This is a genomic window from Microbacterium sp. AC035, assembly GCF_979258485.1.
Genome location: NZ_OZ409858.1, coordinates 705746 through 728175 on the forward strand (window position 1 = coordinate 705746; position 22430 = coordinate 728175).

A 22430-nucleotide genomic window follows, 5' to 3' on the forward strand; every position below is an offset into this window, starting at 1 on the left:
CATGAGCAGCCGGATCGCCGTCGTCCCGGGTTCCTTCGACCCGCCGACCCTTGGCCACCTCGACGTCATCCGTCGGGCGGCCAAGCTGTACGACGAGCTGCATGTGCTCGTCGTTCACAACCCCGGCAAGGAAGCGATGCTGCCGATCGCGGCGCGACTCTCGCTCATCGAGCAGTCCATCGCCGATGAGGGCATGGACGGCAACGTCATCGTCGGATCGTGGAGCATGGGCCTGCTCGTCGACTACGCGCGTGACGTGGGAGCCGGCGTGCTGGTCAAGGGGATCCGGTCGCAGATCGACGTCGCCTACGAATCGCCGATGGCGATCGTCAACCGGCACCTCGCCGACATCGAGACGGTCTTCCTCCTGCCTGACCCCGCGCATGCTCTCGTGTCCAGCTCGCTGGTGCGACAGGTGGCCGGGCTCGGAGGCGATGTGTCGCCTTTCGTCCCTCCCGCGGTCGCCGCCTTCCTCGACACGGGGTCTCGCGGCATCTGACGCCGCGCTTCCGCACACCGCGCTCAGCCCGAAGCCAGCCTCCCGCCGCATCTAGCCGGTACCATTGCTGGGTGCGTTCCCGAATGAGTGGTCCTTTCGTCCTCCCCGTCCGCGACATCGTCCGCAAGCCGGGAGAGATGCGCGAACATGAGTTCTCCGTGACCCTGAAGGATGCCTGGGGAGAGGGCATCGTGTCGTACGAAGCCGGTTCCGAACTCGACCTGGATGTCCGTCTGGAGTCGGTCCACGAGGGCATTCTGGTCTCTGGAATCGTCGATGCGGAGTACTCCGGCGTGTGCGGTCGGTGCCTCATCGACATCACTCGGCCCGTCGAAGTCGAGTTCCAGGAGCTTTTCGCGTATCCTGGTGAGGAAGAAACTGACTTCGAGGTTCAAGACGACCACGTGGATCTTGAAACTCTAGTCAGGGATGCGGCCGTATTGGCGCTTCCATTTCAGCCGGTGTGTCAGCCGGATTGCCCCGGGCTCGACCCGGAGACGGGCGAGAGGCTGACAGCGAACACCGACAAGGAGCAGGCGGCTCCCATCGATCCTCGGTGGAGCGCGCTCCAGAACATCACAGACCAAGACGGCACGGAAGAATCTCGTGCCGCCGAGAAAGAAGAGAGCTAGTCATGGCTGGTAACCCCCCGAAGCGCAAGGTATCCCGTTCGAACACCCGCTCGCGCCGCGCGCAGTGGAAGGCGGCGCCCATCGCTCTCGTCAAGACCATCGAGAACGGCAAGGCCGTCTACAGCCGCCCCCACCAGGCGAAGGTCGTCACCGACTCGCAGGGCACCGAGCTGTTCCTCGAGTACAAGGGCCGCAAGGTCGCCGACGTCTGAGTCGCGACTTCACTTCTGTGACTGAGGTCCCTGGGGGGACGAGACCACTCCCAGAGAAGCTCCGCGTCGACATCGACGCGGAGCTTCTGGAGTTGGCGCTCACCCATCGCTCATATGCCTATGAGCATGGCGGCATCCCTCACAACGAACGTCTCGAGTTCCTCGGCGACTCCATTCTCGGCCAGGCCGTGACGGTGATGCTCTTCACGACCCATCCAGGGCTCGATGAGGGCGAACTCGCCAAGCGGCGCGCGAGTGTCGTCTCGACGGTCGCTCTCGCCGAGGTGGCGAGAGGCATCGATCTGGGCAGCCATCTGCTGCTCGGTCGAGGCGAGGAGCAGACGGGCGGACGCGACAAGGATTCGATCCTCGCCGACACGATGGAAGCCGTCATCGGCGCGACCTATCTGTCAGCGGGGCCTGAGTCGGCCACCGAGCTCGTGCTCCGTCTGACCGAGCCGCTGCTTGCAGACCCCGAGCGCTATGGCGCTGCGATGGATCCGAAGACCAGTCTTCAAGAGCTGGCTGCGCGCGTGGGTGCCATCCCGCCGCAGTATTCAGTGGAGGCGAGCGGTCCCGATCACGATCGTCGCTTCGTGGCGACCGTGAGCGTCGGCGATGTGCAGATGACCGGCAAGGGCAGCAGCAAGAAGACCGCAGAGATGGCGGCCGCGCTGAGCGCGTGGCGCTTCCTCAACGAGCGTGCCTGAACTCCCCGAAGTCGAGGTGGTGCGAGCAGGTCTCGCTCCTGCGGCGGTCGGTTCCGTCATCACCGGGGTGAGCGTGTTCGACGAACGTGCGCTGACTCGTCACCCCGCGGGGGCCTCCGACTTCGTCGCGCGACTCGAGGGGCGCACCTTCACCGCCGCCGAGCGACGAGGCAAGTTCCTCTGGCTTCCGCTCGACGCCGACGATTCCGCGTTGATCGCACACCTCGGGATGAGCGGGCAGATGCTGCTCCGCGCGCCGGATGCCGGAGCCGAGCGCCACGAACGGATCCGCATCGGCATCGAGCACCCCCAGCATGGCGAGCTCGCGATCGTGTTCGCCGATCAGAGGACGTTCGGGTCGCTGGCGGTCGACCGCCTCGTGCCGGACGGTCCGACGATGATTCCCACGCAGGTCGTGCACATCGCTCGTGACCCCCTCGATCCGCTCTTCGACGACGGCACTTTCGAGCGCGCCCTCCGAAAGCGAGGCAGCGCTGTCAAGCGAGTGCTGCTCGATCAGCAGGTGATCAGCGGGGTGGGCAACATCTACGCGGACGAGGCGCTCTGGGCAGCGCGCATCCACCCGGAGACTCTCGCGACAGCCCTGTCGACATCGGCGACGCGGCGTCTCCTCGCCGAGATCCGAGTGGTGCTCGCGAAGGCCCTGGCCGAGGGAGGCACGAGTTTCGATGCCCAGTACGTCAACGTGAACGGCCAGGCCGGATACTTCGCGCACTCCCTCAACGCGTACGGTCGAGGCGGTCAACCATGCCCTCGGTGCGGCACTCTGATCCGTCGCGAGGCTTTCATGAACCGGTCGAGTCATTTCTGCCCGCGCTGCCAGCGCCGACGCTGAGAATCATGCCGTCTCGAACGACCGCGCCAGCAGCGGCCGGGTGGCACGCGTGCTCAGCCAGACGATTCCGATGCCTGCCGAGAGCACGATGCCGATGGTCAGCAGCGACTCTGGCGCGGTGATCAGGGCTATCCCGAGCAGAGGGAACACGAGCACGGCTGCGCAGGTCGCCGATCCGATGGCGGTGACGAGCAACGGTGACATGATCGCGCGGCGACGGGCCGAGTCGACGGTGTCGAGCGGCATCCCGAGATGGTGCAGACTACGGTGCAGCTCGCGCTGGTCGAGCACGGAAGCCGCCTGATTGACTCCCACGGACGCTGCGACCATCAGGAAAGAGGCGACGAGCGTGACGACGAGACCGGTGCGCATGTCCGCGGCGAGTGCTGCATCAGCGTGCGTCGCGTCGCCGCTGCTCATCACGTTCATCAGAGAGACGCCGGTCCCCGCGAACACCGCCATGAAGCTCGTCATCGCGATGCCACTCACCTGACGCCAAGCCGCCTTGGGCGAGTCCAGTACCAGACGGGCGGCGAGCAGACGCTCGGGTCGGTCGGCCCTGCGCAGCTGACGCGATGCTGTGACTTTGAGGATCCACGGCCCGATCACGTTTAGCACGGCCAGCGCCACCGCGAACAGCACTGCCAGAACGGTGATCGTCACCGCGAGACCCGCGACGGACGGGAAGATCTTGACGAGGACGAAGACGAGGGCGAGAACCGAGACGCCGATGATCGCACGGAACCAGTGCACCGGCGACGCCGTCGTCCGCAGGCGCACCCCGAGCGGTGACACGATCACTCGTCGGAGACCCAGCACGGCGCTGCCGGCCGCCACAAGGAGGACCCCGCCCACGACCGCCACGATGTTGAGGGGAGAGAGCAGCACAGCACCGGCGCCGAGAGCCGTGCCACGGAACGGGATGAGCCCGATCAGGGGAGCGGTCGCCAGATGGACGACCACTCCGGCGACGGCACCTGCGGCCGCGACGAGCATCGACTCGATCACGGTGGCGACGCTGACACCCATCGGGGTCACGCCGAGAAGACGCAGGGTCGAGAGCCGCTCTTCGCGGCGGCGGGCCGAGAGGCGCGCTGCCGCTCCACCGAGGTTCATCAGCGGCACGACGAGGAGCACGAGAGCGATTGCAGCCAGTGCCTGATAGATCGGCGCGTAGTCGTCGGTCCATGTCCAGAAGGACTGCGCACCGCCCACGACGGTCAGCACCAGAGCGGTGACGACGCCGAAGGCGACCACAGGGAGCGCGAGGACAGCGCTCTCTCCTTTCGCCGGTCGGAGAAGGAGTGCGAGAACTCGCGCGTTCATGCGGACACCGCCGATGAGACGATCTGTCCGTCGCGAACCGCCACGACGCGCGAGCATCGCGCGGCGACGTCCGCATCGTGGGTGACGACGAGGAGCGTCCGCCCTTGCCCGGTCGTCGACCACAGCAGTGCGTTCATGACGTCCTGCGAGGTGTGGGAGTCGAGCGCACCGGTCGGCTCGTCGGCGAACACGAGGTCCGCGCCGGTGGCCTGGGCCCGTGCGATCGCGACGCGCTGCGCCTGCCCGCCGGAGAGCTCGCCGATGCGGCGGTCCTCCATCCCCGTGAGGCCCAGCGCGGCGAGCCAGGAGGCGGCATGGGCCGTGGCATCCGCTCTCTTCACTCCGTTGATCATCGAGGCGAGCGCCACGTTCTCGACGGCAGTGAGCTCGGGGATGAGGAGCCCCTGCTGGAAGACGAACCCGAATCTCTCCCTGCGCAATCGCGAACGAGCGGATTCACCGAGTCCCGCGATCTCCACAGGCTGCCCGGTCGAGGGGTGGAAGGTCACTGTGCCGGAGTCCGGCGTGACGATGCCGGCGAGCACATGGAGGAGTGTCGTCTTGCCGGATCCGGAGGCACCCATGATCGCCACCGACTCGCCGCGATGGATCGTGAGATCCACCCCGGCGAGTGCGCGGGTGGTGCCATAGGACTTGGTCAGGGAGCGTGCGTCGAGGACGGAGTCGTTCATGCTTCCAGCCTCGCGACGCCACCGGGGGTGCGGCATCGGCCAGGCGGATGATCAATCTGCGCGCGCCTACACCGCTCGGATGATCTCGGTCAGATCCGCTTCTGCCACGCTCCGGCATAGGAGACCGGCGCGAACCCGATCGCCTCGTTGATGCTCAGCATCGGCCGGTTCTCCTCTGCGTTGAAAGTGGAGACCGTGGGAGAGAGCGGCATCACCTCTCGCCAGTGCAGGAGATTCGCGCACTTCACTACAGTGCCGAGCCGATGCCCGCGGTGCCCCCGAGAGACCAGGGTGCCGAGCTGGTGTGTGACTCCAGATCGGTCCGCTCCGACGAGCAGCTCGTTGTACGCCACTATGTCCCCGCTCGGCACGTGCTGCACCGCGACGATCGACAGAGCCTGACCCGCGCCGGTCAGCCGTCTCTCTCGTCGCACGACTCGCTCCGCGTCCCATTCCTCAGCGACGAAGTCCATCTCGCCGCTCGGGGCATCTGTCGAGAGGCGAGCGAGGATCGCCGCATAGCCGTCTCGGAACTCGGACGGTGTCGGAGCCATCCACTGCAGCACGCGATAGTCATCGCCCGCTGCCGCCTGCGCCGACTCCAGAGCTGCCAGGAGCGGAGCGGGATCCGACTGCAGATCCAGCTCGCTGTTGCGTTCGACCTGTTCGAAGTCGTATCCGCGGGCTTCGAGAGCATCCGACAGCGGATTCGCGGGGATTCGGCCCCAGCCCGTCTTCGGGGAGATCATCCGTTCGGATTCGACCGGTCGGTGGAGCGTCCATATCTGCACCAGAGACCTACCATGGGCCCGAGCCTCCGACTCCGCGAGTGAGAGGAGGGCATCCTCGACGCCGATTCCCCAGTGCTTCTCGGGCACGAGGAGGTCGGCTTCGGCCGCCTTCGCATCCGCTTCCCTGGCGTAGGCGATCGTGATCATGCCCACGATCTCGTCACCGTGCCTGGCCACGAATCCGGTCTGCAGCGTGTCGCTGGAGTCCTGCCAGGATGCGAGCATCTGCGCGGCGTCGGGGGCGATGTCCGGCAGGCCGACCAGCTCGTCGCAGATCTGCCGGTTGAGCTCTCCGTAGGCGCGGAAGTCCGAGCCGTCCGCGGCGTCCAGGGTGGCGGGGATGACGAGCGGCGTGACCGTCAGTGTGGTGGTCGTCATGACAGTTCCTTCTTCCAGGCGCCTTCATAGGCGATGGCCGTGAAGCCCATCGCCTCATTGATCGAGAGCATCGGCCGGTTCTCCTCGGCGTTGTAGGTGATCACGTCGGGGGACCCGGGGGCGACGCCCGCCCACGACAGGAACGCGTCGCACTTCACGAGCTGTCCCAATCGGTGGCCGCGATGCTCCTTGAGCACCAGAGTGTCGTGCTGATGGGTGGTGGCGCCCAGATCCGGTCCGATGCGGAGCTCGGTGAAGGCACTCAGCTCGCCCGTTCGGACGTGCTGCGCGACGGTGACCTGGATGACCTGCCCATCTCCTCCACTCGTTTCTCAGAAGCGATCAGGCGCTCGGCATCCCAGACCTCCTCGTCGGTCTCGAGATCGGCAGACGGCGCATCGGTCGACATGCGCGACTTGAGCCACGCGTAGCCCTCGACATGCTCGGGCGGCGTGGGGAGCATCCACCGGATGACGCGATAGTCCTGAGAGAACGCGCGTGCGTCTTCGCGCAGCTCCTGAGCACGCCGAACCGTCTCGGGATTCACCTCGAGTCGACTCACCCGGTAGACCTGCTCGAGGCTGAACCCGTGGCGGACGAGGAATCGCGCGACGTGGTCGTCCGGCACGCTGCCGAAGCCGGTCCGGGCTTCGAGTCTCGGCCCTTCGCTCGCCTGCTGCTCCGTCCAGTTCTGCACGACCGTGCGGTCATGCAGTCGAGCGAACGCTTCGACGTGCGGCAGGATCGCCGTCCCGATTCCCCGTCCCCAGACGCGCGGGTGGATCTCGATCGAGGCGATGGCCACACGCGACCCCTCCTCGTGCGGGATGTCGATGACAGTGCGTCCGACGATCTCTCCTTCCACGCGAACCGTCCACACCGCGGTCGTGCGATCCTTGCGGGAGCGCAGGATCGGAAGCAGCGCCTCTGGTGTGAGGTCCTGTTCGGTGCGACCGGTGAGTTCGCGATAGACGGCGTTGCGTACCCGAGCGAGCTCGCGGAACTCAGCCGCGTCAGCCGCATCCGCCCGTGCCGGCAGCACGAGCGGATGCAGCGACGCATCTGCGGTGAGCGGAATGCTCATGGTGATCTCCAGGTCAGCGCAGCTGACGCTGCAGGTCGTAGGTGAGCAGGGCATACGTCTCGCCCGCGGTGCGGTTCCGCCGATCGAGATGCAGCGCGTCCGCCTCGAGGCCGGTGACGCGGTGCGCCGGACGAGGGCGCTGAGCCCGCTGGAGCAGCCAGAGGCCGATCCTGAGCGAGAGACGATCTGCCAGCGCGAGGCGCCGCAGCTCATCGGGTGCGGGGATGTGGAGGACCTGATGGTCCTCGGTATCCGGAGGGTGGGGGATGCTGCGATACAGCGTGGTGTTCACGATGATTCCTTCGAGGTGAGTGGTGGTGATGGGTCAGCGCTGACGCAGAGCGCCGCGAAGACGGCCGGCGGAGCGCGACGAGAGTCGAGAGCCCAGCGCGCCGGAAGGCGATCGCCGGGGTCGGCGGTGATCCGTGATCCGGTAGGGATCAGAGGGTGGGGCGCGGAGACACGCGAGCGAGAAGCCCCGTCATCGATCGGAGACCGGTGAGTGGTTCGGGGCGGAGTTCTCGGGCTGCGGTTCTACGAGAGAGCGCCGAAACGGACGCCGGTGGTTACCGAGTGCGCAAGGCGCGGCGCGAATGGCGCGGCGAGGCCAGTGGCCTGAGCAGTGAGCTGAGTGATCATCGGTAACCTCCTTTTCGTGTGGCGATCCGGAGGTTACGGTAGCGAAACCCGGGCGTGTCCGTCAAGCACCTCCGGCGTGGTTCGGCGTGTCGCGCCTGATTCCGGTTCACTCCGCTCCCGCGCGGGATGCCGGTTCTGAGCCGTCATTCCGGTAGCGTGTGGGCGTGATTCACCCCGGAAGCGCGGCACGCGCATGCATCTGAAGAGCCTGACCCTCAAGGGGTTCAAGTCCTTCGCGCAGCCGACCAGCTTCGTGTTCGAACCGGGCGTCACCTGCATCGTCGGACCCAATGGATCGGGCAAGTCGAACGTCGTCGACGCCCTCGCCTGGGTCATGGGCGAACAGGGAGCGAAGACTCTGCGCGGCGGCAAGATGGAGGACGTCATCTTCGCCGGCACGTCGACGAGAGGGCCGCTCGGTCGCGCCGAGGTGCAGCTCACGATCGACAACAGCGACGGCGCCCTGCCGATCGAATTCGCCGAGGTGACGATCAGTCGGACACTGTTCCGCAACGGGGCGAGCGAGTATGCGATCAACGGGGAGAACTGCCGGCTGCTCGATCTGCAGGAGCTGCTCAGCGATTCCGGTCTCGGCCGGGAGATGCATGTCATCGTCGGTCAGGGGCGTCTGGACACCGTGCTCCAGGCTTCGCCCGAGGACCGTCGTGGATTCATCGAAGAGGCCGCAGGCATCCTCAAGCACCGCCGACGCAAGGAGAAGACCCTCCGAAAGCTCGACGCGATGGAGACCAACCTCACTCGACTGAGCGACCTCGCGGGGGAGATCAGACGTCAGCTCAAGCCTCTGGGCCGCCAGGCCGAGATCGCCCGAGAAGCGCAGACGATCGCCGCTGTCGTGCGTGATGCCAAGGCGCGCATCTTCGCAGACGACGTCGTCGCGCTGCGCACGGCACTCGCCGATCACACTCGCACGGAGCACGAGCGGCACACCGAACGACTCGTGCTGTCCGATCAGGCCGAGGCGGTGCGAGGGAGCATCACGCGCCTTGAGCAGGATCAGAACTCGATCGCCGTGGATCAGGCGCGAGGAGTGGCATTCGGTCTCGAGCAGGTGCAGGAGCGGATGCGCGGGTTGTACACCCTCGCCAATCAGCGACTCGCGCTGCTCGGCTCGGAAGAGGACGACGCGGCGGTCACAGCCGTCACGGTCACTCAGAGCACGATCGACGAGGCCAAGGACCAGATCACCGAGATCTCCGCGGGCCTCGGCGACGCTCAGGACGCCGCGACCGTGGCGAGCCGCGAGGTGGTGCACGCACGCGCGGAACTCGACACGCTCGATGTGGACATCGCCGAGCAGAGCGCACTCGTGTCGGAATACGACATGCGGCTCAGCTCGTTGCGAGGAACAGCCGATGCGGCCGCGTCGGCCCTGGCCGCGGTGCGCGGTGCGGTTCTGCGGCAGGAGAACGCGCTCGAGGCGGCGAACGCGCGTCGCCGCGCCGCAGCCGAAGCACTCGAGGCGATCGATGACGCGGAAGCCCCGGAGGGGACAGCAGCAGAGCACTCCGCCGCATACGAGAGTGCGCAACGTGCCGCCACGGCAGCCGAGGCCGAGCGAGAGACACTCCGCGAACGCCTGCATGCGGCAGAGCGTGAAGTCGACGCGCTCACCGCCAAATCGGCGGCACTCGGAAGCGCGCTCGCGATCTCCGGAGGCGCCGCCGAGATCGTGAAGGCAGGCGGCGCGGGTGTTCGCGGCCTTGTGGGTGACTCCGTGCAGGTCAGGAACGGGTTCGAGGCCGCGATCGCTGCCGTGCTCGGTTCGCTGGCCGAAGGCGTCCTCGTGGAGAGGGCCACCGATGCATTCGCTCTCGCACGGGATGCGGCGGACCAGCGCAGGGGAGTGGTGGATTTCGTCGTCGCCGACGCGACGCGCCCGTCGATCGAGCTGCCCGCTCTCGACGGTGTGACGCCGGCGGTCGATACGGTCACGGCTCCGGACGGCGTCCTCGGAATCCTGTCTCACGTCGTCATCGCCGCGAGCCTCGACGCGGCGCGCACTGCGAGAGCCGCGCTCGACGTCGCCGGCGACACCACCACGACGATCGTCACGACGGCCGGTGACGTCGTCACCGCGCAGACGCTTCGTACCGGATCCGGAGGCGAGCGCTCCCGTCTCGAGCTCGCCGCCGAACGGGACGCGGCGAACGAGCGCCTGGCCGAGGTGCAGGTCATCGTCGATTCACTGCGTGAGGCTCGCGAGGACGCCGACGAGGCTGTGGAGACGTCCCGTCGCCAGGCGAAGGACGCGCTTCGAGCGTTGCGGGAGCACGACGCCGCGCTGGCCACTCATGCGGAACAGGTGAATCGCATCACGGTGACCCACGAGTCGGCGGTCGCCGAATGCGAGCGGCTCGAGGCGGGACTCGCACAGGCGCAGGGCGCGGTGCAGGATGCGGAGGCGAAGGCCGAAGCCGCCAGGGCAGAGTTGGACGCGGCCGTCGCCGCTCCACGGCCCGTGCTGGATGCCTCTGCGCGTGATGGTCTGCTCGAAGCGCTCGAGCTGGCGCGCGAAGATGAAGTCCGAGCTCGTCTGGAGATCGAGACGCTCCGCGAGCGTGTTCGCGCTGCACAGGCGCGTGTTGTCGGCCTCGAGCGACAGCGCGAACAGGAGCGGGACGCCGCCGCCGAAACAGCACGTCGAGCGGTCATCCGGCGCGCACAGCGCGAAGCGGCATCCGGAGTGGCGCAGGAGCTTCCCCGGATCCTGGACTCGATCGATCGGTCTGTCACCGAGGCTCGGGTCGCGCTGGCCGAGGCCGAAGCCGCCCGATCGGCACAGAACCACGAGCTCACCGCGCTTCGCGCGCAGGAGACCTCCCTGCGGGAGAGGCTCGCCGGGCTCACGGAAAGCGTCCACGGCCTCGAGCTGCAGATCCACGAGAAGAAGCTGCACCTCAACAGCCTGCTTGAGCGCGTGGCCTCCGAACTCGCGTTGGATGAAGATATTCTCGTTGCGGAATATGGCCCCGATCAGCCCGTTCCCCGTGATCCTGGAGTCGTGGTAGCGGAAGACGACCTCCTCGACGACACGGCGATCCCGTTCGATCGCCGGATTCAGCAGCGCCGGCTCGCCGACGCCGAACGCAAGCTCGCGCAGCTCGGTCGAGTCAACCCGCTCGCGCTCGAGGAGTTCGCGGCGCTCGAGCAGCGCCACGCCTTCCTCACAGAGCAGCTCGCGGATCTGACGCAGACGCGCCAGGACCTGCTGACCATCATCGCCGACCTCGACGAGCGGATGCAGACGATCTTCGCGAGCGCGTTCGAAGACACGAGGGTCGCGTTCGGTGAGGTCTTCCCTCTGCTGTTCCCGGGCGGATCCGGAAGCATCTCGCTCACGGATCCGGAGAACATGCTCACGACGGGCATCGAGGTCTCGGTGCGTCCGGTCGGCAAGAAGATCGAGCGGCTGTCTCTGCTCTCGGGCGGCGAACGCTCCCTTGCGGCCGTGGCCCTGCTGGTCGCGATCTTCAAGGCACGCCCGAGCCCGTTCTACATCCTCGACGAGGTCGAGGCGGCCCTAGACGATGCCAACCTCGGCCGCCTGCTCACCGTCTTCGAGCAGCTTCGCGAGAGCTCGCAGCTGCTCATCATCACGCATCAGAAGCGGACGATGGAGATCGCCGACGCCCTCTACGGGGTCTCGATGCGCCAGGACGGTGTGTCGGCGGTGGTCGGACAGCGCGTGGGCGACCGGGCGGCGGCCGGCTGACGGCGCTACCCGTAGGCTGGAGTCATGGCGGAGAAGTCGTGGTCCCTCACTCGCGCGCTGCGCGGGATGTTCGTCAAGCCCACTATCGACGAGACGACGTGGGAGGACCTCGAGACGGCCCTCATCACGGCCGACTTCGGCCCCGACATCAGCGAGCGTGTCGTCGAAGAGCTGCGCGAGAAGGTCGAGCGCTACCGCACGACCGATCCTCAGGATCTCCAGCGGATGCTGCGGGAGACGCTCGAGGAGCACTTCGCGAAGTTCGACACGACCCTGAAGCTCACCGAGCGGCCCGCGGTCGTGCTGGTCGTCGGCGTCAACGGCGTCGGCAAGACCACGACGATCGGCAAGTTCACGAAGTTCCTCCGCGGGTTCCAGCGCAGTGTGGTCGTCGGAGCAGCCGACACGTTCCGCGCGGCCGCGGTCGATCAGCTCGCCACCTGGGCTCAGCGTGGGGGAGCGGCCATCGTCCGCCCTCAGCAGGAGGGCCAGGATCCGGCGTCAGTCGCCTACCAGACCGTCGAGTTCGCTCAGCGCGAGGGGATCGAGATCGCGATCATCGACACGGCCGGCCGACTGCACACCAAGGGAGGGCTCATGGACGAGCTCTCGAAGATCCGCAGGGTGATCGAGAAGCAGGCTCCCATCAGTGAGGTCCTGCTCGTCCTCGACGCCACCACGGGTCAGAACGGCGTGATGCAGGCGGAGGCGTTCCTCGAGCATGCAGGCGTCACCGGACTCGTCCTGACCAAGCTCGACGGCTCGGCCAAGGGCGGCTTCGTCCTCGCTGTGCAGGAGCGCACCGGCATCCCCGTCAAGCTTCTCGGCCAGGGCGAGGGCATCGATGATCTGACCGGTTTCACCCCCCATGTCTTCGTCCAGTCGCTCGTCGGCTGATTACGGGACTACCGCCGCGAGCACGAGGCTGGTTTCATAGCGTTATGGCGATCGAACACGACTACTTCGGACTCCTGTCCTCAGGGCCCGACGGCTCGATCTTCTGGTCTGAGACCGTGGAGCTCGGTGACCAGAGCGTCACCGTCGATCTCACGGCTCCTGACCAGGACGATGTCTCTGCCGACGCGCTCGACATCGCCGCTTCGCTCATCGCCGGCATCGAGAACGTCGACGCCGTCTCGAGGCGGGGCATGCTCGCAGAGGTCGATGATCGCACCAGCGAGGTCACCGAGTACATCCTGCAGCAGCAGGAGGCCTACGGAGATGAACTCGAGGACGTCCTCGTCGACGTCAGCGGCGACGCCGCCGTCGACATCATCCGCTCCCTGCGACTCATGAGCATGACGATCCTCGCCGACGAACACGGTGGGTCCGAGCCCTTCGCCGTGCTGGAGTACGCGCTCGACGCCACCACCACTGACGACGTCCTGCTGGTGAACCTCGGCTCGGACGGCAGCGTGCAGTCGGTGATGAGCGCCGACTGACGCTCACCACCTCGGCTTCGGTCAGACCGCCTGAGCGAAGCCGAGATCCGCGCTCTCGGCGATGTGGGCGAGGTGCGAGGGGATCTCGCGTCCCTTCGACGCCATGGACTGCGCCCACAGCCGACCCGCTCGGTAGGACGAACGCACCAGAGGTCCGGCGAGCACGCCGAGGAAGCCGATCCGCTCCGCCTCCTCCTTGAACTCGACGAACTCCGAGGGCTTGACCCATCGGGCGACGGGGAGATGGCGAGGGGAGGGGCGCAGATACTGCGTGATGGTGATGATGTCGCATCCGGCATCGTGCAGGTCGTTCAGTGCCTGCACGACCTCTTCGGGCTCCTCGCCCATTCCCAGGATCAGGTTCGACTTGGTGATGAGACCGGCGTCCCGCGCCTGGGTGATCACGTCGAGCGAGCGCTCGTATCGGAATGCCGGACGGATGCGCTTGAAGATGCGAGGCACGGTCTCGACGTTGTGCGCGAAGACCTCGGGGCGGGCATCGAAGATCTGGCCGAGGAACGCGGGATCGGCGTTGTGTTCGTTGGCGAGCAGCTCGACGCCGGTGTTCGGGTTGAGCTCGTGGATCTTCCGCACGGTCTCCGCGTTCAGCCAGGCGCCGGTGTCGGGCAGATCGTCGCGTGCGACGCTGGTGACGGTCGCGTAGCGGAGGTTCATCCGCACGACGCTCTCGGCGACACGGCGCGGCTCGTCCGTGTCGTAGGCATCGGGCTTGCCCGTGTCGATCTGGCAGAAGTCGCACCGGCGCGTGCACTGCGATCCGCCGATGAGGAAGGTCGCCTCTCTGTCCTCCCAGCACTCGAAGATGTTGGGGCAGCCGGCTTCCTGGCAGACGGTGTGGAGGTCTTCGCTCTTGACCAGCGAGTGGAGCGCCGTGTACTCGGGCCCCATCTTCGCCTTCGTCTTTATCCATTCCGGTTTGCGTTCGATGGGAGTCTCGGCGTTGCGGATCTCGAGGCGGAGGAGCTTGCGTCCTTCGGGTGCGGCGGTCATGCGTATGCTCCTGCGTGGTCGGCTGTCATGTATTCAGCAAGGAAGGCTGCAGTGACCGAGTCGGCTATGTCGACGGGGGAGACGTCCGCCCCGATGACCTCGCTCACCGTGGTGACTCCGGCGTCGGTGATCCCGCAGGGGATGATGCCGCCGAACCCGGCGAGACTGTTGTCGCAGTTGATCGCGAAGCCGTGCATCGTCACGCCCTGCTGCACGCGCACGCCGATCGCCGCGACCTTGTCCTCGGACAGAGGACGGCGTACCCACACCCCGCTGCGCCCCTCCACCTGGTATCCGTCCACGCCGAGTGGCCGGAGCACGTCGATCAGGATGCGCTCGAGGCGACGCACGTGCGCGACGACGTCCATCGGCTCGGGCAGCCGGACGATCGGGTAGCCCACCAGCTGCCCCGGTCCGTGCCAGGTGATCTTGCCGCCGCGGTCGACGTCGATCACGGGTGTCCCGTCGGTCGGGCGCTCCTGCGGCTCGGTGCGCTTGCCGGCGGTGTACACCGCCTCGTGCTCGAGAAGGATGAGCGTGTCAGGGCGAGTGCCGTCGACGACGTCGGCGTGGGTGCGGCGCTGCAGATCCCAGCCGTCGGTGTAGGGGATGCAGTGCGGGGCGAACCCCGGGGTGAGGATGTCGAGCATGTGCGGTCGCTCTCGGTCAATTGATGGATTGCGTCTAAGAATACTCCTCCGTGCTGCCGAAGGCGCGTGGCGGCGACGCGCGGTAGCGTGTTGACATGAGCAGCACGAGCAGAGCGGGGCGGCCGAAGGCGTCTTCGCGCGAGACCCTCGCCGAAGCTGCCTGCGAGCTGTTCCTGGAGCGGGGATACGACGCGACCTCTGTCGCCGACATCACCCAGAGGGCAGGTGTGAGCCGCTCGAGCTTCTTCAACTACTTCTCGTCGAAGAGCGACGTGCTCTGGTCCGGCCTCGACGACCGGATCGGTCGCGCAGTCGAGGACCTGGTCGCAGAACCCGAGGATCGCGACGGCACGCAGGTGAGGCGCATCCTCTCGGCTCTCGTCGCGGACTTCGCGCCAGACAGCCTCGCTCTCGCGATGACGAACTCGTCGGCCATGGGTCTCGACGACGAACTCGAACAGGATGCCGCTCTGCGCCAGGCTCGTCTCGCGGCAGCGCTGGCCGATCTCGCCCGACGCTCCGGTGTCGCCGCCCTCACGGCGGACATCGCCGCAGCGACCTGGGCTGCGGCTGTGCTCGCCGCTGTGCGCGCGTGGGCTGAGGGCGGCGCCGGCCGAGGTTCCGTGGGCGACCGGTTCGCCGACGCCGTGCTGGCGATCGGCCGACTGCCGTGGGTCGTCTCGGCGCCCTGATCTCCCGCGGACGAAATCGCGCGAGCCGGACAGGTCAGGAGTGAGACACCGTTCCCGACCGAGGAGACACCATGGCCACCGACCCGCTCGACGAGATGCTCGATCTTTCCGCGCCTCCCCACTCGAAGCCGGAACCCGCGGACATCCGGGCCGTGATCCTCGCAGCGCGCGCCGAGACTCGATCGCCTCGTCGGGGTCGTCGGAGAACCGTGCTGAGCGCTGCGCTGGCTCTCTTCCTCATCGGCGGCACGGGTGTGGCGGTGGCGTCGTCCGATTGGCTCTGGAGCCCTGGTCTCGAGGATCCGGATCGGATCTACAGATACACCTCGCCGACCTGGGGGCAGTGCGAGCTGAGGTTCAGCGCGCTCGACACACACGACCTGTTCATCGACGCCGAGGTCAATCGAATCATCGATGACTGGTTCGCGACCACCGATGTCGAGGCGGCGGCAGCCCCTCTCGTGCCGGGGATCCTGGCCGAGCTGGAGGAGGATCGGGCGGCGGACACGCAGGCCGAGCCCGACCCCCGGCAGGCCGACCTCGATGCCTGGACTGCGCACGGAGTGGCTGTCGACGAACTCGTGCACGAGGAGCTCGCCGAGAACGGCTTCCCCAGCGAGACGCTCGGGGGAGCCGAGTCCCACAGTCAGGTGCACTGCGACGACGAGGACTGGGGGGACGGGGAATGAGTCGAGATGCAGACCTGACCCGGGCGCTGGAGGTGAGCGCTGCCGACCTGCTCGCCTACCTCTCGCGTCGGGTCGGCCCCGACGACGCACCGGACCTCCTCGGCGAGACCATGGTCATCGCGTGGCGTCGGTCATCCGATCTTCCCGACGAACCGGAACGCGCTCGGATGTGGCTCTTCGGCGTCGCCCGAGGCACGCTCGCGAACCACGAGAGGGGCCAGCGGAGGCGCTGGGCGCTCGCGGATCGGCTGCGGATGCAGGGGCGGGAGAGGCACAGCTCGCCTGCTGCCGACGAGGGACTCGAGGTGCGGGACGCCATCGCGCGGCTCGATCCCGATCTCGCGGAGATCGTCCGGCTCGTGCACTGGGATCGGCTGCCGCTCGTGCACGCGGCGGAGCTTCTCGGCATCCCTTCGTCGACCGCGCGCGGGCGTTATGCCCGCGCCCGAGAACTGCTCAGGGCCGAGCTCGCGGTCGGTGCCGCTCCGAGCGCGGAGAATGGTGCCGGATTCGCGTAAACTCGGTCTCACCATGGCTACCTTTGGCACGCTCTCCGATCGGCTCACCGAGACCTTCCGCAACCTTCGCACGAAGGGAAAGCTCACTGCGGCCGACGTCGACGGCACCGTGCGCGAGATCCGTCGTGCACTGCTCGACGCCGACGTCGCGCTGACCGTGGTGAAGGAGTTCACCGCGAAGGTCCGCGAGCGAGCGCTCGGCGACGAGGTCAGCAAGGCGCTGAACCCCGCGCAGCAGGTCGTGCAGATCGTCAACGAAGAGCTCGTGCAGATCCTCGGCGGAGAGCAGCGTCGTCTGCAGTTCGCCAAGACCGCGCCGACCGTCATCATGCTCGCGGGGCTCCAGGGCTCCGGTAAGACGACCTTCGCCGGCAAACTGGCGAAGCAGCTCGAGGGCGAGGGGCACACGCCCCTTCTCGTCGCGGCCGACCTGCAGCGTCCGAATGCCGTCAACCAGCTCCAGGTCGTGGCTGAGCAGGCCGGCGCGACGGTCTACGCCCCGGAGCCCGGAAACGGCGTGGGCGACCCGGTCAAGGTGTCGCGCGACGGCGTGGAGCATGCGCGCCGCCACCAGCATGACGTCGTCATCATCGACACCGCGGGTCGCCTCGGTGTCGACGCGGAACTCATGAAGCAGGCGTCCGACATCCGCAAGGCGACCGACCCCGATGAGGTCCTCTTCGTGATCGACGCCATGATCGGTCAGGACGCGGTGAACACTGCTCGCGCGTTCCAGGAAGGCGTCGACTTCACAGGCGTCGTCCTCTCGAAGCTCGACGGCGACGCCCGCGGTGGTGCAGCGCTCTCCGTCGCATCCGTGACCGGTCGCCCGATCATCTTCGCCTCGACGGGTGAGCGCCTCGAAGACCTCGAGCCCTTCCACCCCGATCGCATGGCCAGCCGGATCCTCGATCTCGGCGACATCCTCACCCTCATCGAGCAGGCTCAGCAGGCCTTCGACGAGGAAGAGGCCGTCAAGATGGCCGAGAAGCTCGCGACCGAGCAGTTCACCCTCGAAGACTTCCTCGATCAGCTTCAGCAGATGAAGAAGATGGGCTCGATGAAGAAGATGCTGGGGATGCTTCCCGGCATGGGCCAGATGAAGCAGCAGCTCGAGGACTTCGACGAGCGCGAGATCGACCGCACCGAGGCGATCATCCGTTCGATGACACCGGGCGAGCGTCGCAACCCCAAGGTGCTCAACGGTTCGCGTCGTCTGCGCATCGCGCGTGGTTCGGGAATGACCGTCACGGACGTCAACCAGCTCGTGCAGCGCTTCGATCAGGCAGCCAAGATGATGAAGACCGTCGCCCGCGGCGGCACACCGAACATCCCCGGAATGGGCTCCATGCCCGGTATGGGCAAGCCGGGTGCGTCGTCGAAGCGCGGCAAGAAGGGCAAGTCCTCGGGCGGATCCCGCTCGGGCAACCCCGCGAAGCGTGCTGCGGAGAATGCGGGGCTCACCTCGGCCTCCACGCCGACAGGCTCGGGTTTCGGTCTCGGTGGCGCCAAGGCGCCGAGCGAAGCAGATCTCGCAGAGATCCAGAAGCTCTTCGGCAAGAGCTGACGTTCTTCACGGACGGGTCGCCGCGAGAGCCTCCTCGGTCGACGGTGTGAAGCCCCTTCGTGGCCTCCACAGCGCTGCAAGCTGTCCCGTGACGAGCGCGCCCAGCACGAGGGACATTCCGACGGCCTGAATCGGCGTGAACGTCTCTCCGGCGAGGAGCGTGCCCAGTATCGTCGCGATGACGGGGGAGAGCAGAGCGAGCAGTCCGGGGGCGATGACGGGCAGCTCCTGGATGCCGCGGAACCAGAGCGTGTATGCGATCAGACCGCCAACGGTACCCAGCCAGAGGTAGCCGAGAACTGCGCGGCCGTCGATCGACGGAGGGAGCCCCTCGAACGCGAGCGCGAGAGGCAGCAGGAACAACCCGCCCGCAGTCAGCTGCCAGCCCGCGTATGCGACCGGCCCGACGCCGGATGGGCGGCCCCAGCGCTTGGTGAGGATCATCCCGAGAGCGGTCGCGCTGACGCCCCCGACCGCCGCGATGATCCCGACGATGTCGAGCTCCGCGGCCGGACCCAGAACCACGAGAGCGACACCGCCGGCGCCGACCGCGGCTGCAGTGGCAGTGAGAGGGCGGATCCTGTCGCGGAGTACGAGTGCGCCCAAGCCCAGGATGATCAGCGGCTGCACTCCGGCGACGGCCGCCGCGACGCCGCCCGGCAATCGCTCGGCGGCCAGGAACAGCAGCGGGAAGAAGGCGCCGATGTTGAGGATGCCGAGAGCCAGCGACTTCAGCCACCAACCGTGAGGAGGCAGAGTGCGGCCTATCGCAAGCGCCACGAGACCCGCGGGCAGCGACCGGAGAAGGCCAGCCAGCAGCGGATGATCGGCGGGCAGCAGCTCGGTCGTCACGATGTAGGTCGTGCCCCAGGAGAGCGGCGCCAGCGAGGTGAGGAGCAACATGGTCAGCCGGTTCATGAGTGTCAGCCTGATCCAAGCGCAACCATGAGTCCAACGCATGTTTGGCATGTCACTCATGAACATGGATCATGTAAGCATGGACCTGCAGCAGCTGAGGTACGTCATCGAGGTGGCGTCGTTGTCGAGTTTCACCCGCGCGGCGGAGCGCTGCTTCGTGACTCAATCAGCGCTCAGTCATCAGATCGCCGCGCTGGAACGTGAACTCGGGCAGCGCCTGTTCGTGCGCTCGAGTCGCAGCGTGAGGACGACGGAGGCAGGGGACGCATTCGTCGCTCACGCGAGGATCGCGGTCGCTGCAGCGGATCACGCACGCGAAGCCGCAGCGCAGGCCGCTGGGCGAGTGGTCGGCACCCTTCGTCTCGGGGTGATCCCGACCGTCACCGCGGTCTCTGTTCCGCACGTGATCGCCCGATTCAGAAGGGCGCACCCTGAGGCGCGGGTGCACCTCATCATGGGGAACAGCGATGCCCTGGTCGCCGGCGTCCGTCGAGGGGAGCTCGACGTCGCACTGCTCGGTCTGCGCGACGAGGTGAGCCCCAGCGGTGTCGCGTCGAGAGAGCTCGCGCGCGAGAGCCTGGTCGCCGCCGTACCTTCGACTCATCGATTCGCGCGCCGCACAGATCTCACGCTGGAAGAGCTCGCCGGAGAGGTCTTCGCGGACTTCCCTGCGGGCACGTCGGGGCGCGTGCAGAGTGACGCGGCGTTCGCGTCGTCCGGCGTGCCACGCGATGTGTCGTTCGAAGCGGACTCCGCGGAGCTCATTCTCGGACTCGTGTCGGCCGGGCTCGCGATCACGCTGTTGGCGCCGGGTGTCATCGCCGCCACATCGTCCGACGCAGTCGCTGCCGAGATCATCGGCGGACCGGTGCGCGTCGAACATGTCGCCTGGGACGCGAAAGCACCGCGGGCCGTCGCCACTGCGTTTCTCGATGTCATCGCATCGGTGACATCCGGGGGAGAATACGAAACGGGCCCGGAGGAATCCTCCGGGCCCGCCTCCTCAGGATCCTGAGGTCACTTCACGTCCTCGTCGACCCAGTCCATCGACTTGCTGACGGCCTTGCGCCACAGGCGCAGCTGGCGGTCGCGCTCGCCGTCTTCCATCGACGGCTCCCAACGACGGTCTTCCTGCCAGTTGGCGGAGAGGTCGTCGAGACCGTTCCAGAAGCCGACTGCCAGACCGGCGGCGTACGCGGCACCCAGCGCGGTGGTCTCGGCGACGACCGGGCGCACGACGGGCACGCCGAGCACATCGGCCTGGAACTGCATGAGCGCATCGTTCGCGACCATGCCCCCATCGACCTTGAGTTCGGTGAGGTCGACACCGGCATCCGCGTTGACCGCGTCGAGAACGTCGCGGGTCTGGAATGCGACGGCTTCGAGCGCTGCGCGGGCGATGTGGTTCTTGTTCGCGTAGCGGGTGAGGCCGACGATCGCACCGCGGGCGTCCGGACGCCAGTACGGCGCGAACAGACCGGAGAACGCGGGGACGATGTACACGCCGCCGTTGTCGTCGACCTGCTTGGCGAGCTCTTCGACCTCGGGGGCCGAGCCGATGATCCCGAGCTGGTCACGGAGCCACTGGATCAGCGATCCGGTGACGGCGATCGAGCCCTCGAGAGCGTAGTGGGTCGGTCCGTCGCCGAGCTTGTAGCCGACGGTGGTGAGCAGTCCGTTCTTCGAGTGGACGATCTCCTCGCCCGTGTTGAAGATGAGGAAGCATCCGGTGCCGTAGGTGTTCTTGCTCTCGCCCTGGTTGAACGCGGCCTGGCCGAACGTAGCGGCCTGCTGGTCGCCCAGGATGCCGGCGATCGGCGTCTCGCGCAGCAGCGACGAGTCCTCGGCCGCACCGTAGACCTCGGAGGAGGAGCGGATCTCCGGCATCATAGAGCGCGGCACGCCGAACGCCTCGAGGATGTCGTCGCGCCACTCGAGCGTCTCGAGATCCATGAACATCGTGCGGGAGGCGTTGGTGACATCGGTGACATGCACACCGCCGTCGACGCCGCCCGTGAGGTTCCACAGCACCCAGCTGTCGGTCGTGCCGAAGACGAGGTCGCCCGCCTCGGCCTTCTCGCGCGCACCGTCGACGTTCTCGAGGATCCAGGCGATCTTGGTGCCCGAGAAGTAGGTGGCGAGAGGCAGGCCCACGACGGGCTTGAACCGCTCGACGCCACCGTCGGCCGCGAGGCGGTCGACGATCTCCTGCGTGCGGGTGTCCTGCCAGACGATCGCGTTGTAGACGGCCTTTCCGGTCGTCTTGTCCCAGACCACTGCGGTCTCACGCTGGTTGGTGATTCCCACGGCGGCGATGTCGTGACGTGTCAGGTCGCCGCGGCTCAGCGCGAGGCCGATGACCTCCTGCACGTTGCGCCAGATCTCGGCAGGGTCGTGCTCGACCCAGCCGGCCTTGGGGAGGATCTGCTCGTGCTCCTTCTGACCGGTCGCGACGATGCTGCCCTTCTTGTCGAAGATGATCGCGCGGCTGGAGGTGGTGCCCTGATCGATGGCGATGATGTAGTCGGCCATTGTGTTCTCCTTTGAAGTCAGGTTCGGGTTCAGGCGAGGTTGAGCAGAACGGGCGCTGCGACGGCAGCGAGGACGCCGCCGATCAGCGGACCGACGACCGGGACCCACGAGTACGACCAGTCGCTCGAGCCCTTGCCCTTGATCGGCAGGATCGCGTGGGCGATACGAGGTCCGAGGTCACGTGCAGGGTTGATCGCGTAACCGGTGGGGCCACCGAGCGACGCACCGATGGCGACCACGACGAGTGCGACCGGAAGGGCGCTGAGCGGGCCGAGGCCGCCGGGGACGCCGATCTCGATGTCGCCGTAGTCAGCGAACGCGAAGATCGCGAACACCAGGACGAACGTGCCGATGACCTCGGTGACGAGGTTCCATCCGTAGGAGCGGATGGCGGGGCCGGTCGAGAAGACGCCGAGCTTGTTGGCCGGGTCGGGCTCCTCGTCGAAGTGCTGCTTGTAGGCGAGCCACGTGAGGATCGCACCGACGATCGCACCGAGAAGCTCGGCTCCGGTCGCCACCGCGAACTGCGAGAAGTCGATCTTGCCCGCGACGAGAAGGCCGATGCCGACCGCCGGGTTGAGGATGGCGCCGGAGTACGCCGAGACGAGGACACCCACGAAGACCGCGAGGCCCCATCCCCAGTTGACCATCAGGAAGCCGCCGCCGAAGCCCTTGTTCTTGGCAAGAGCGACGTTGGCGACGACACCGCATCCGAGGAGGATCAGCATCGCGGTGCCGACGAACTCCGAGAGGAAGTAGAGACCGAGATTCACTTCAGTCATGTCTTCATTGACCTTTCTTGAGTGCCAGAGCCCCATAGCTCTGGCACTTGTTGGGATTTACGCCGCGTGGAGGG

General features: G+C 67.1%; 24 protein-coding genes. 13 read left to right on the forward strand and 11 right to left on the reverse strand.

Annotated elements, in window-relative coordinates; genetic code table 11:
* Position 1: 1 nt before the first annotated feature.
* The 5 genes from coaD (at position 2) to mutM (ending at position 2909) form a co-directional block, all read left to right on the forward strand.
* Positions 2-499, forward strand: coding sequence for a pantetheine-phosphate adenylyltransferase (coaD, locus tag ACZ0AA_RS03320; RefSeq protein WP_042541696.1), 498 nt, complete (start codon positions 2-4; stop codon positions 497-499).
* Between the two features lie 83 nt (positions 500-582).
* Complete coding sequence (locus ACZ0AA_RS03325) at positions 583-1131, forward strand: YceD family protein (RefSeq protein WP_400864592.1); 549 nt, start codon at positions 583-585, stop codon at positions 1129-1131.
* Positions 1132-1133: 2 nt separating this feature from the next.
* The gene (gene rpmF, locus ACZ0AA_RS03330) at positions 1134-1343 is read left to right on the forward strand and encodes a 50S ribosomal protein L32 (RefSeq protein WP_314841597.1); all 210 of its coding nucleotides are present in this window, start codon (positions 1134-1136) and stop codon (positions 1341-1343) included.
* Between the two features lie 17 nt (positions 1344-1360).
* Complete coding sequence (gene rnc / locus ACZ0AA_RS03335) at positions 1361-2053, forward strand: ribonuclease III (protein ID WP_400860664.1); 693 nt, start codon at positions 1361-1363, stop codon at positions 2051-2053.
* A complete protein-coding gene (gene mutM, locus ACZ0AA_RS03340) occupies positions 2046-2909 on the forward strand; it encodes a bifunctional DNA-formamidopyrimidine glycosylase/DNA-(apurinic or apyrimidinic site) lyase (RefSeq protein ID WP_463512143.1) in 864 nt (287 codons plus the stop codon). The genes rnc and mutM overlap by 8 nt, the downstream gene beginning before the upstream one ends.
* Positions 2910-2912: 3 nt before the next feature.
* Here mutM and ACZ0AA_RS03345 read toward each other — a convergent pair whose 3' ends face one another.
* From ACZ0AA_RS03345 to ACZ0AA_RS03370, 6 genes are all read right to left on the reverse strand, one after another.
* The gene (locus ACZ0AA_RS03345) at positions 2913-4235 is read right to left on the reverse strand and encodes a permease (protein WP_463512144.1); all 1323 of its coding nucleotides are present in this window, start codon (positions 4233-4235) and stop codon (positions 2913-2915) included.
* Positions 4232-4927, reverse strand: a complete 696-nt coding sequence (locus ACZ0AA_RS03350) for an ABC transporter ATP-binding protein (RefSeq protein ID WP_463512145.1) — start codon at positions 4925-4927, stop codon at positions 4232-4234. The genes ACZ0AA_RS03345 and ACZ0AA_RS03350 overlap by 4 nt, the downstream gene beginning before the upstream one ends.
* A gap of 89 nt (positions 4928-5016) precedes the next feature.
* Positions 5017-6096 carry a GNAT family N-acetyltransferase gene (locus tag ACZ0AA_RS03355; RefSeq protein ID WP_400860658.1) on the reverse strand — a complete coding sequence of 360 codons (1080 nt, stop codon included), beginning with the start codon at positions 6094-6096 and terminating at the stop codon, positions 5017-5019.
* Positions 6093-6293 (reverse strand): hypothetical protein, encoded by a 201-nt coding sequence (locus tag ACZ0AA_RS03360; RefSeq protein WP_463512146.1) that lies wholly within the window; start codon positions 6291-6293, stop codon positions 6093-6095. The genes ACZ0AA_RS03355 and ACZ0AA_RS03360 overlap by 4 nt, the downstream gene beginning before the upstream one ends.
* Positions 6294-6358: 65 nt before the next feature.
* Positions 6359-7180, reverse strand: coding sequence for a GNAT family N-acetyltransferase (locus tag ACZ0AA_RS03365; RefSeq protein WP_463512147.1), 822 nt, complete (start codon positions 7178-7180; stop codon positions 6359-6361).
* Between the two features lie 13 nt (positions 7181-7193).
* A complete protein-coding gene (locus ACZ0AA_RS03370; protein WP_400860655.1) occupies positions 7194-7472 on the reverse strand; it encodes a hypothetical protein in 279 nt (92 codons plus the stop codon).
* Between the two features lie 540 nt (positions 7473-8012).
* Here ACZ0AA_RS03370 and smc point away from each other — a divergent pair.
* From smc to ACZ0AA_RS03385, 3 genes are read left to right on the forward strand one after another with little or no spacing between them, the layout of a single operon-like run.
* Complete coding sequence (gene smc, locus ACZ0AA_RS03375; RefSeq protein ID WP_463512148.1) at positions 8013-11555, forward strand: chromosome segregation protein SMC; 3543 nt, start codon at positions 8013-8015, stop codon at positions 11553-11555.
* A gap of 24 nt (positions 11556-11579) precedes the next feature.
* On the forward strand, positions 11580-12452 hold the full coding sequence (gene ftsY, locus ACZ0AA_RS03380; RefSeq protein WP_400785749.1) for a signal recognition particle-docking protein FtsY: 873 nt from the start codon (positions 11580-11582) through the stop codon (positions 12450-12452).
* 44 nt (positions 12453-12496) lie between these two features.
* Positions 12497-12997: a DUF2004 domain-containing protein gene (locus ACZ0AA_RS03385; protein WP_053095921.1), complete on the forward strand. Its 501-nt coding sequence runs from the start codon at positions 12497-12499 to the stop codon at positions 12995-12997.
* A 21-nt stretch (positions 12998-13018) separates the two neighbouring features.
* Here ACZ0AA_RS03385 and lipA read toward each other — a convergent pair whose 3' ends face one another.
* Together lipA and lipB are read right to left on the reverse strand one after the other, a co-directional pair.
* The gene (lipA, locus tag ACZ0AA_RS03390; protein WP_463512149.1) at positions 13019-14008 is read right to left on the reverse strand and encodes a lipoyl synthase; all 990 of its coding nucleotides are present in this window, start codon (positions 14006-14008) and stop codon (positions 13019-13021) included.
* Complete coding sequence (gene lipB / locus ACZ0AA_RS03395; protein ID WP_400860651.1) at positions 14005-14658, reverse strand: lipoyl(octanoyl) transferase LipB; 654 nt, start codon at positions 14656-14658, stop codon at positions 14005-14007. The genes lipA and lipB overlap by 4 nt, the downstream gene beginning before the upstream one ends.
* 95 nt (positions 14659-14753) lie before the next feature.
* On the opposite strand from lipB, the gene ACZ0AA_RS03400 reads away from it, so the two are divergent.
* From ACZ0AA_RS03400 to ffh, 4 genes are all read left to right on the forward strand, one after another.
* Positions 14754-15350: a TetR/AcrR family transcriptional regulator gene (locus ACZ0AA_RS03400; RefSeq protein WP_400860649.1), complete on the forward strand. Its 597-nt coding sequence runs from the start codon at positions 14754-14756 to the stop codon at positions 15348-15350.
* Positions 15351-15421: 71 nt separating this feature from the next.
* Positions 15422-16039, forward strand: a complete 618-nt coding sequence (locus tag ACZ0AA_RS03405) for a hypothetical protein (protein WP_463512150.1) — start codon at positions 15422-15424, stop codon at positions 16037-16039.
* Positions 16036-16557, forward strand: coding sequence for an RNA polymerase sigma factor (locus ACZ0AA_RS03410; protein ID WP_400860646.1), 522 nt, complete (start codon positions 16036-16038; stop codon positions 16555-16557). The genes ACZ0AA_RS03405 and ACZ0AA_RS03410 overlap by 4 nt, the downstream gene beginning before the upstream one ends.
* Before the next feature lie 13 nt (positions 16558-16570).
* Positions 16571-18124 (forward strand): signal recognition particle protein, encoded by a 1554-nt coding sequence (gene ffh / locus ACZ0AA_RS03415; RefSeq protein WP_400860645.1) that lies wholly within the window; start codon positions 16571-16573, stop codon positions 18122-18124.
* A 6-nt stretch (positions 18125-18130) separates the two neighbouring features.
* Here ffh and ACZ0AA_RS03420 read toward each other — a convergent pair whose 3' ends face one another.
* Complete coding sequence (locus ACZ0AA_RS03420) at positions 18131-19042, reverse strand: EamA family transporter (RefSeq protein ID WP_463512151.1); 912 nt, start codon at positions 19040-19042, stop codon at positions 18131-18133.
* A 79-nt stretch (positions 19043-19121) separates the two neighbouring features.
* Between ACZ0AA_RS03420 and ACZ0AA_RS03425 the strand changes: the two genes are divergently transcribed.
* A complete protein-coding gene (locus ACZ0AA_RS03425) occupies positions 19122-20057 on the forward strand; it encodes a LysR family transcriptional regulator (protein WP_463512152.1) in 936 nt (311 codons plus the stop codon).
* 2 nt (positions 20058-20059) lie between these two features.
* On the opposite strand, the gene glpK is transcribed toward ACZ0AA_RS03425, so the two are convergent.
* Together glpK and ACZ0AA_RS03435 are read right to left on the reverse strand one after the other, a co-directional pair.
* Positions 20060-21574 (reverse strand): glycerol kinase GlpK, encoded by a 1515-nt coding sequence (glpK, locus tag ACZ0AA_RS03430; RefSeq protein WP_463512153.1) that lies wholly within the window; start codon positions 21572-21574, stop codon positions 20060-20062.
* A gap of 29 nt (positions 21575-21603) precedes the next feature.
* Entirely contained in the window at positions 21604-22356 is a 753-nt protein-coding gene (locus tag ACZ0AA_RS03435; protein ID WP_400860638.1) for an MIP/aquaporin family protein, read from the reverse strand.
* Positions 22357-22430 lie beyond the last annotated feature (74 nt).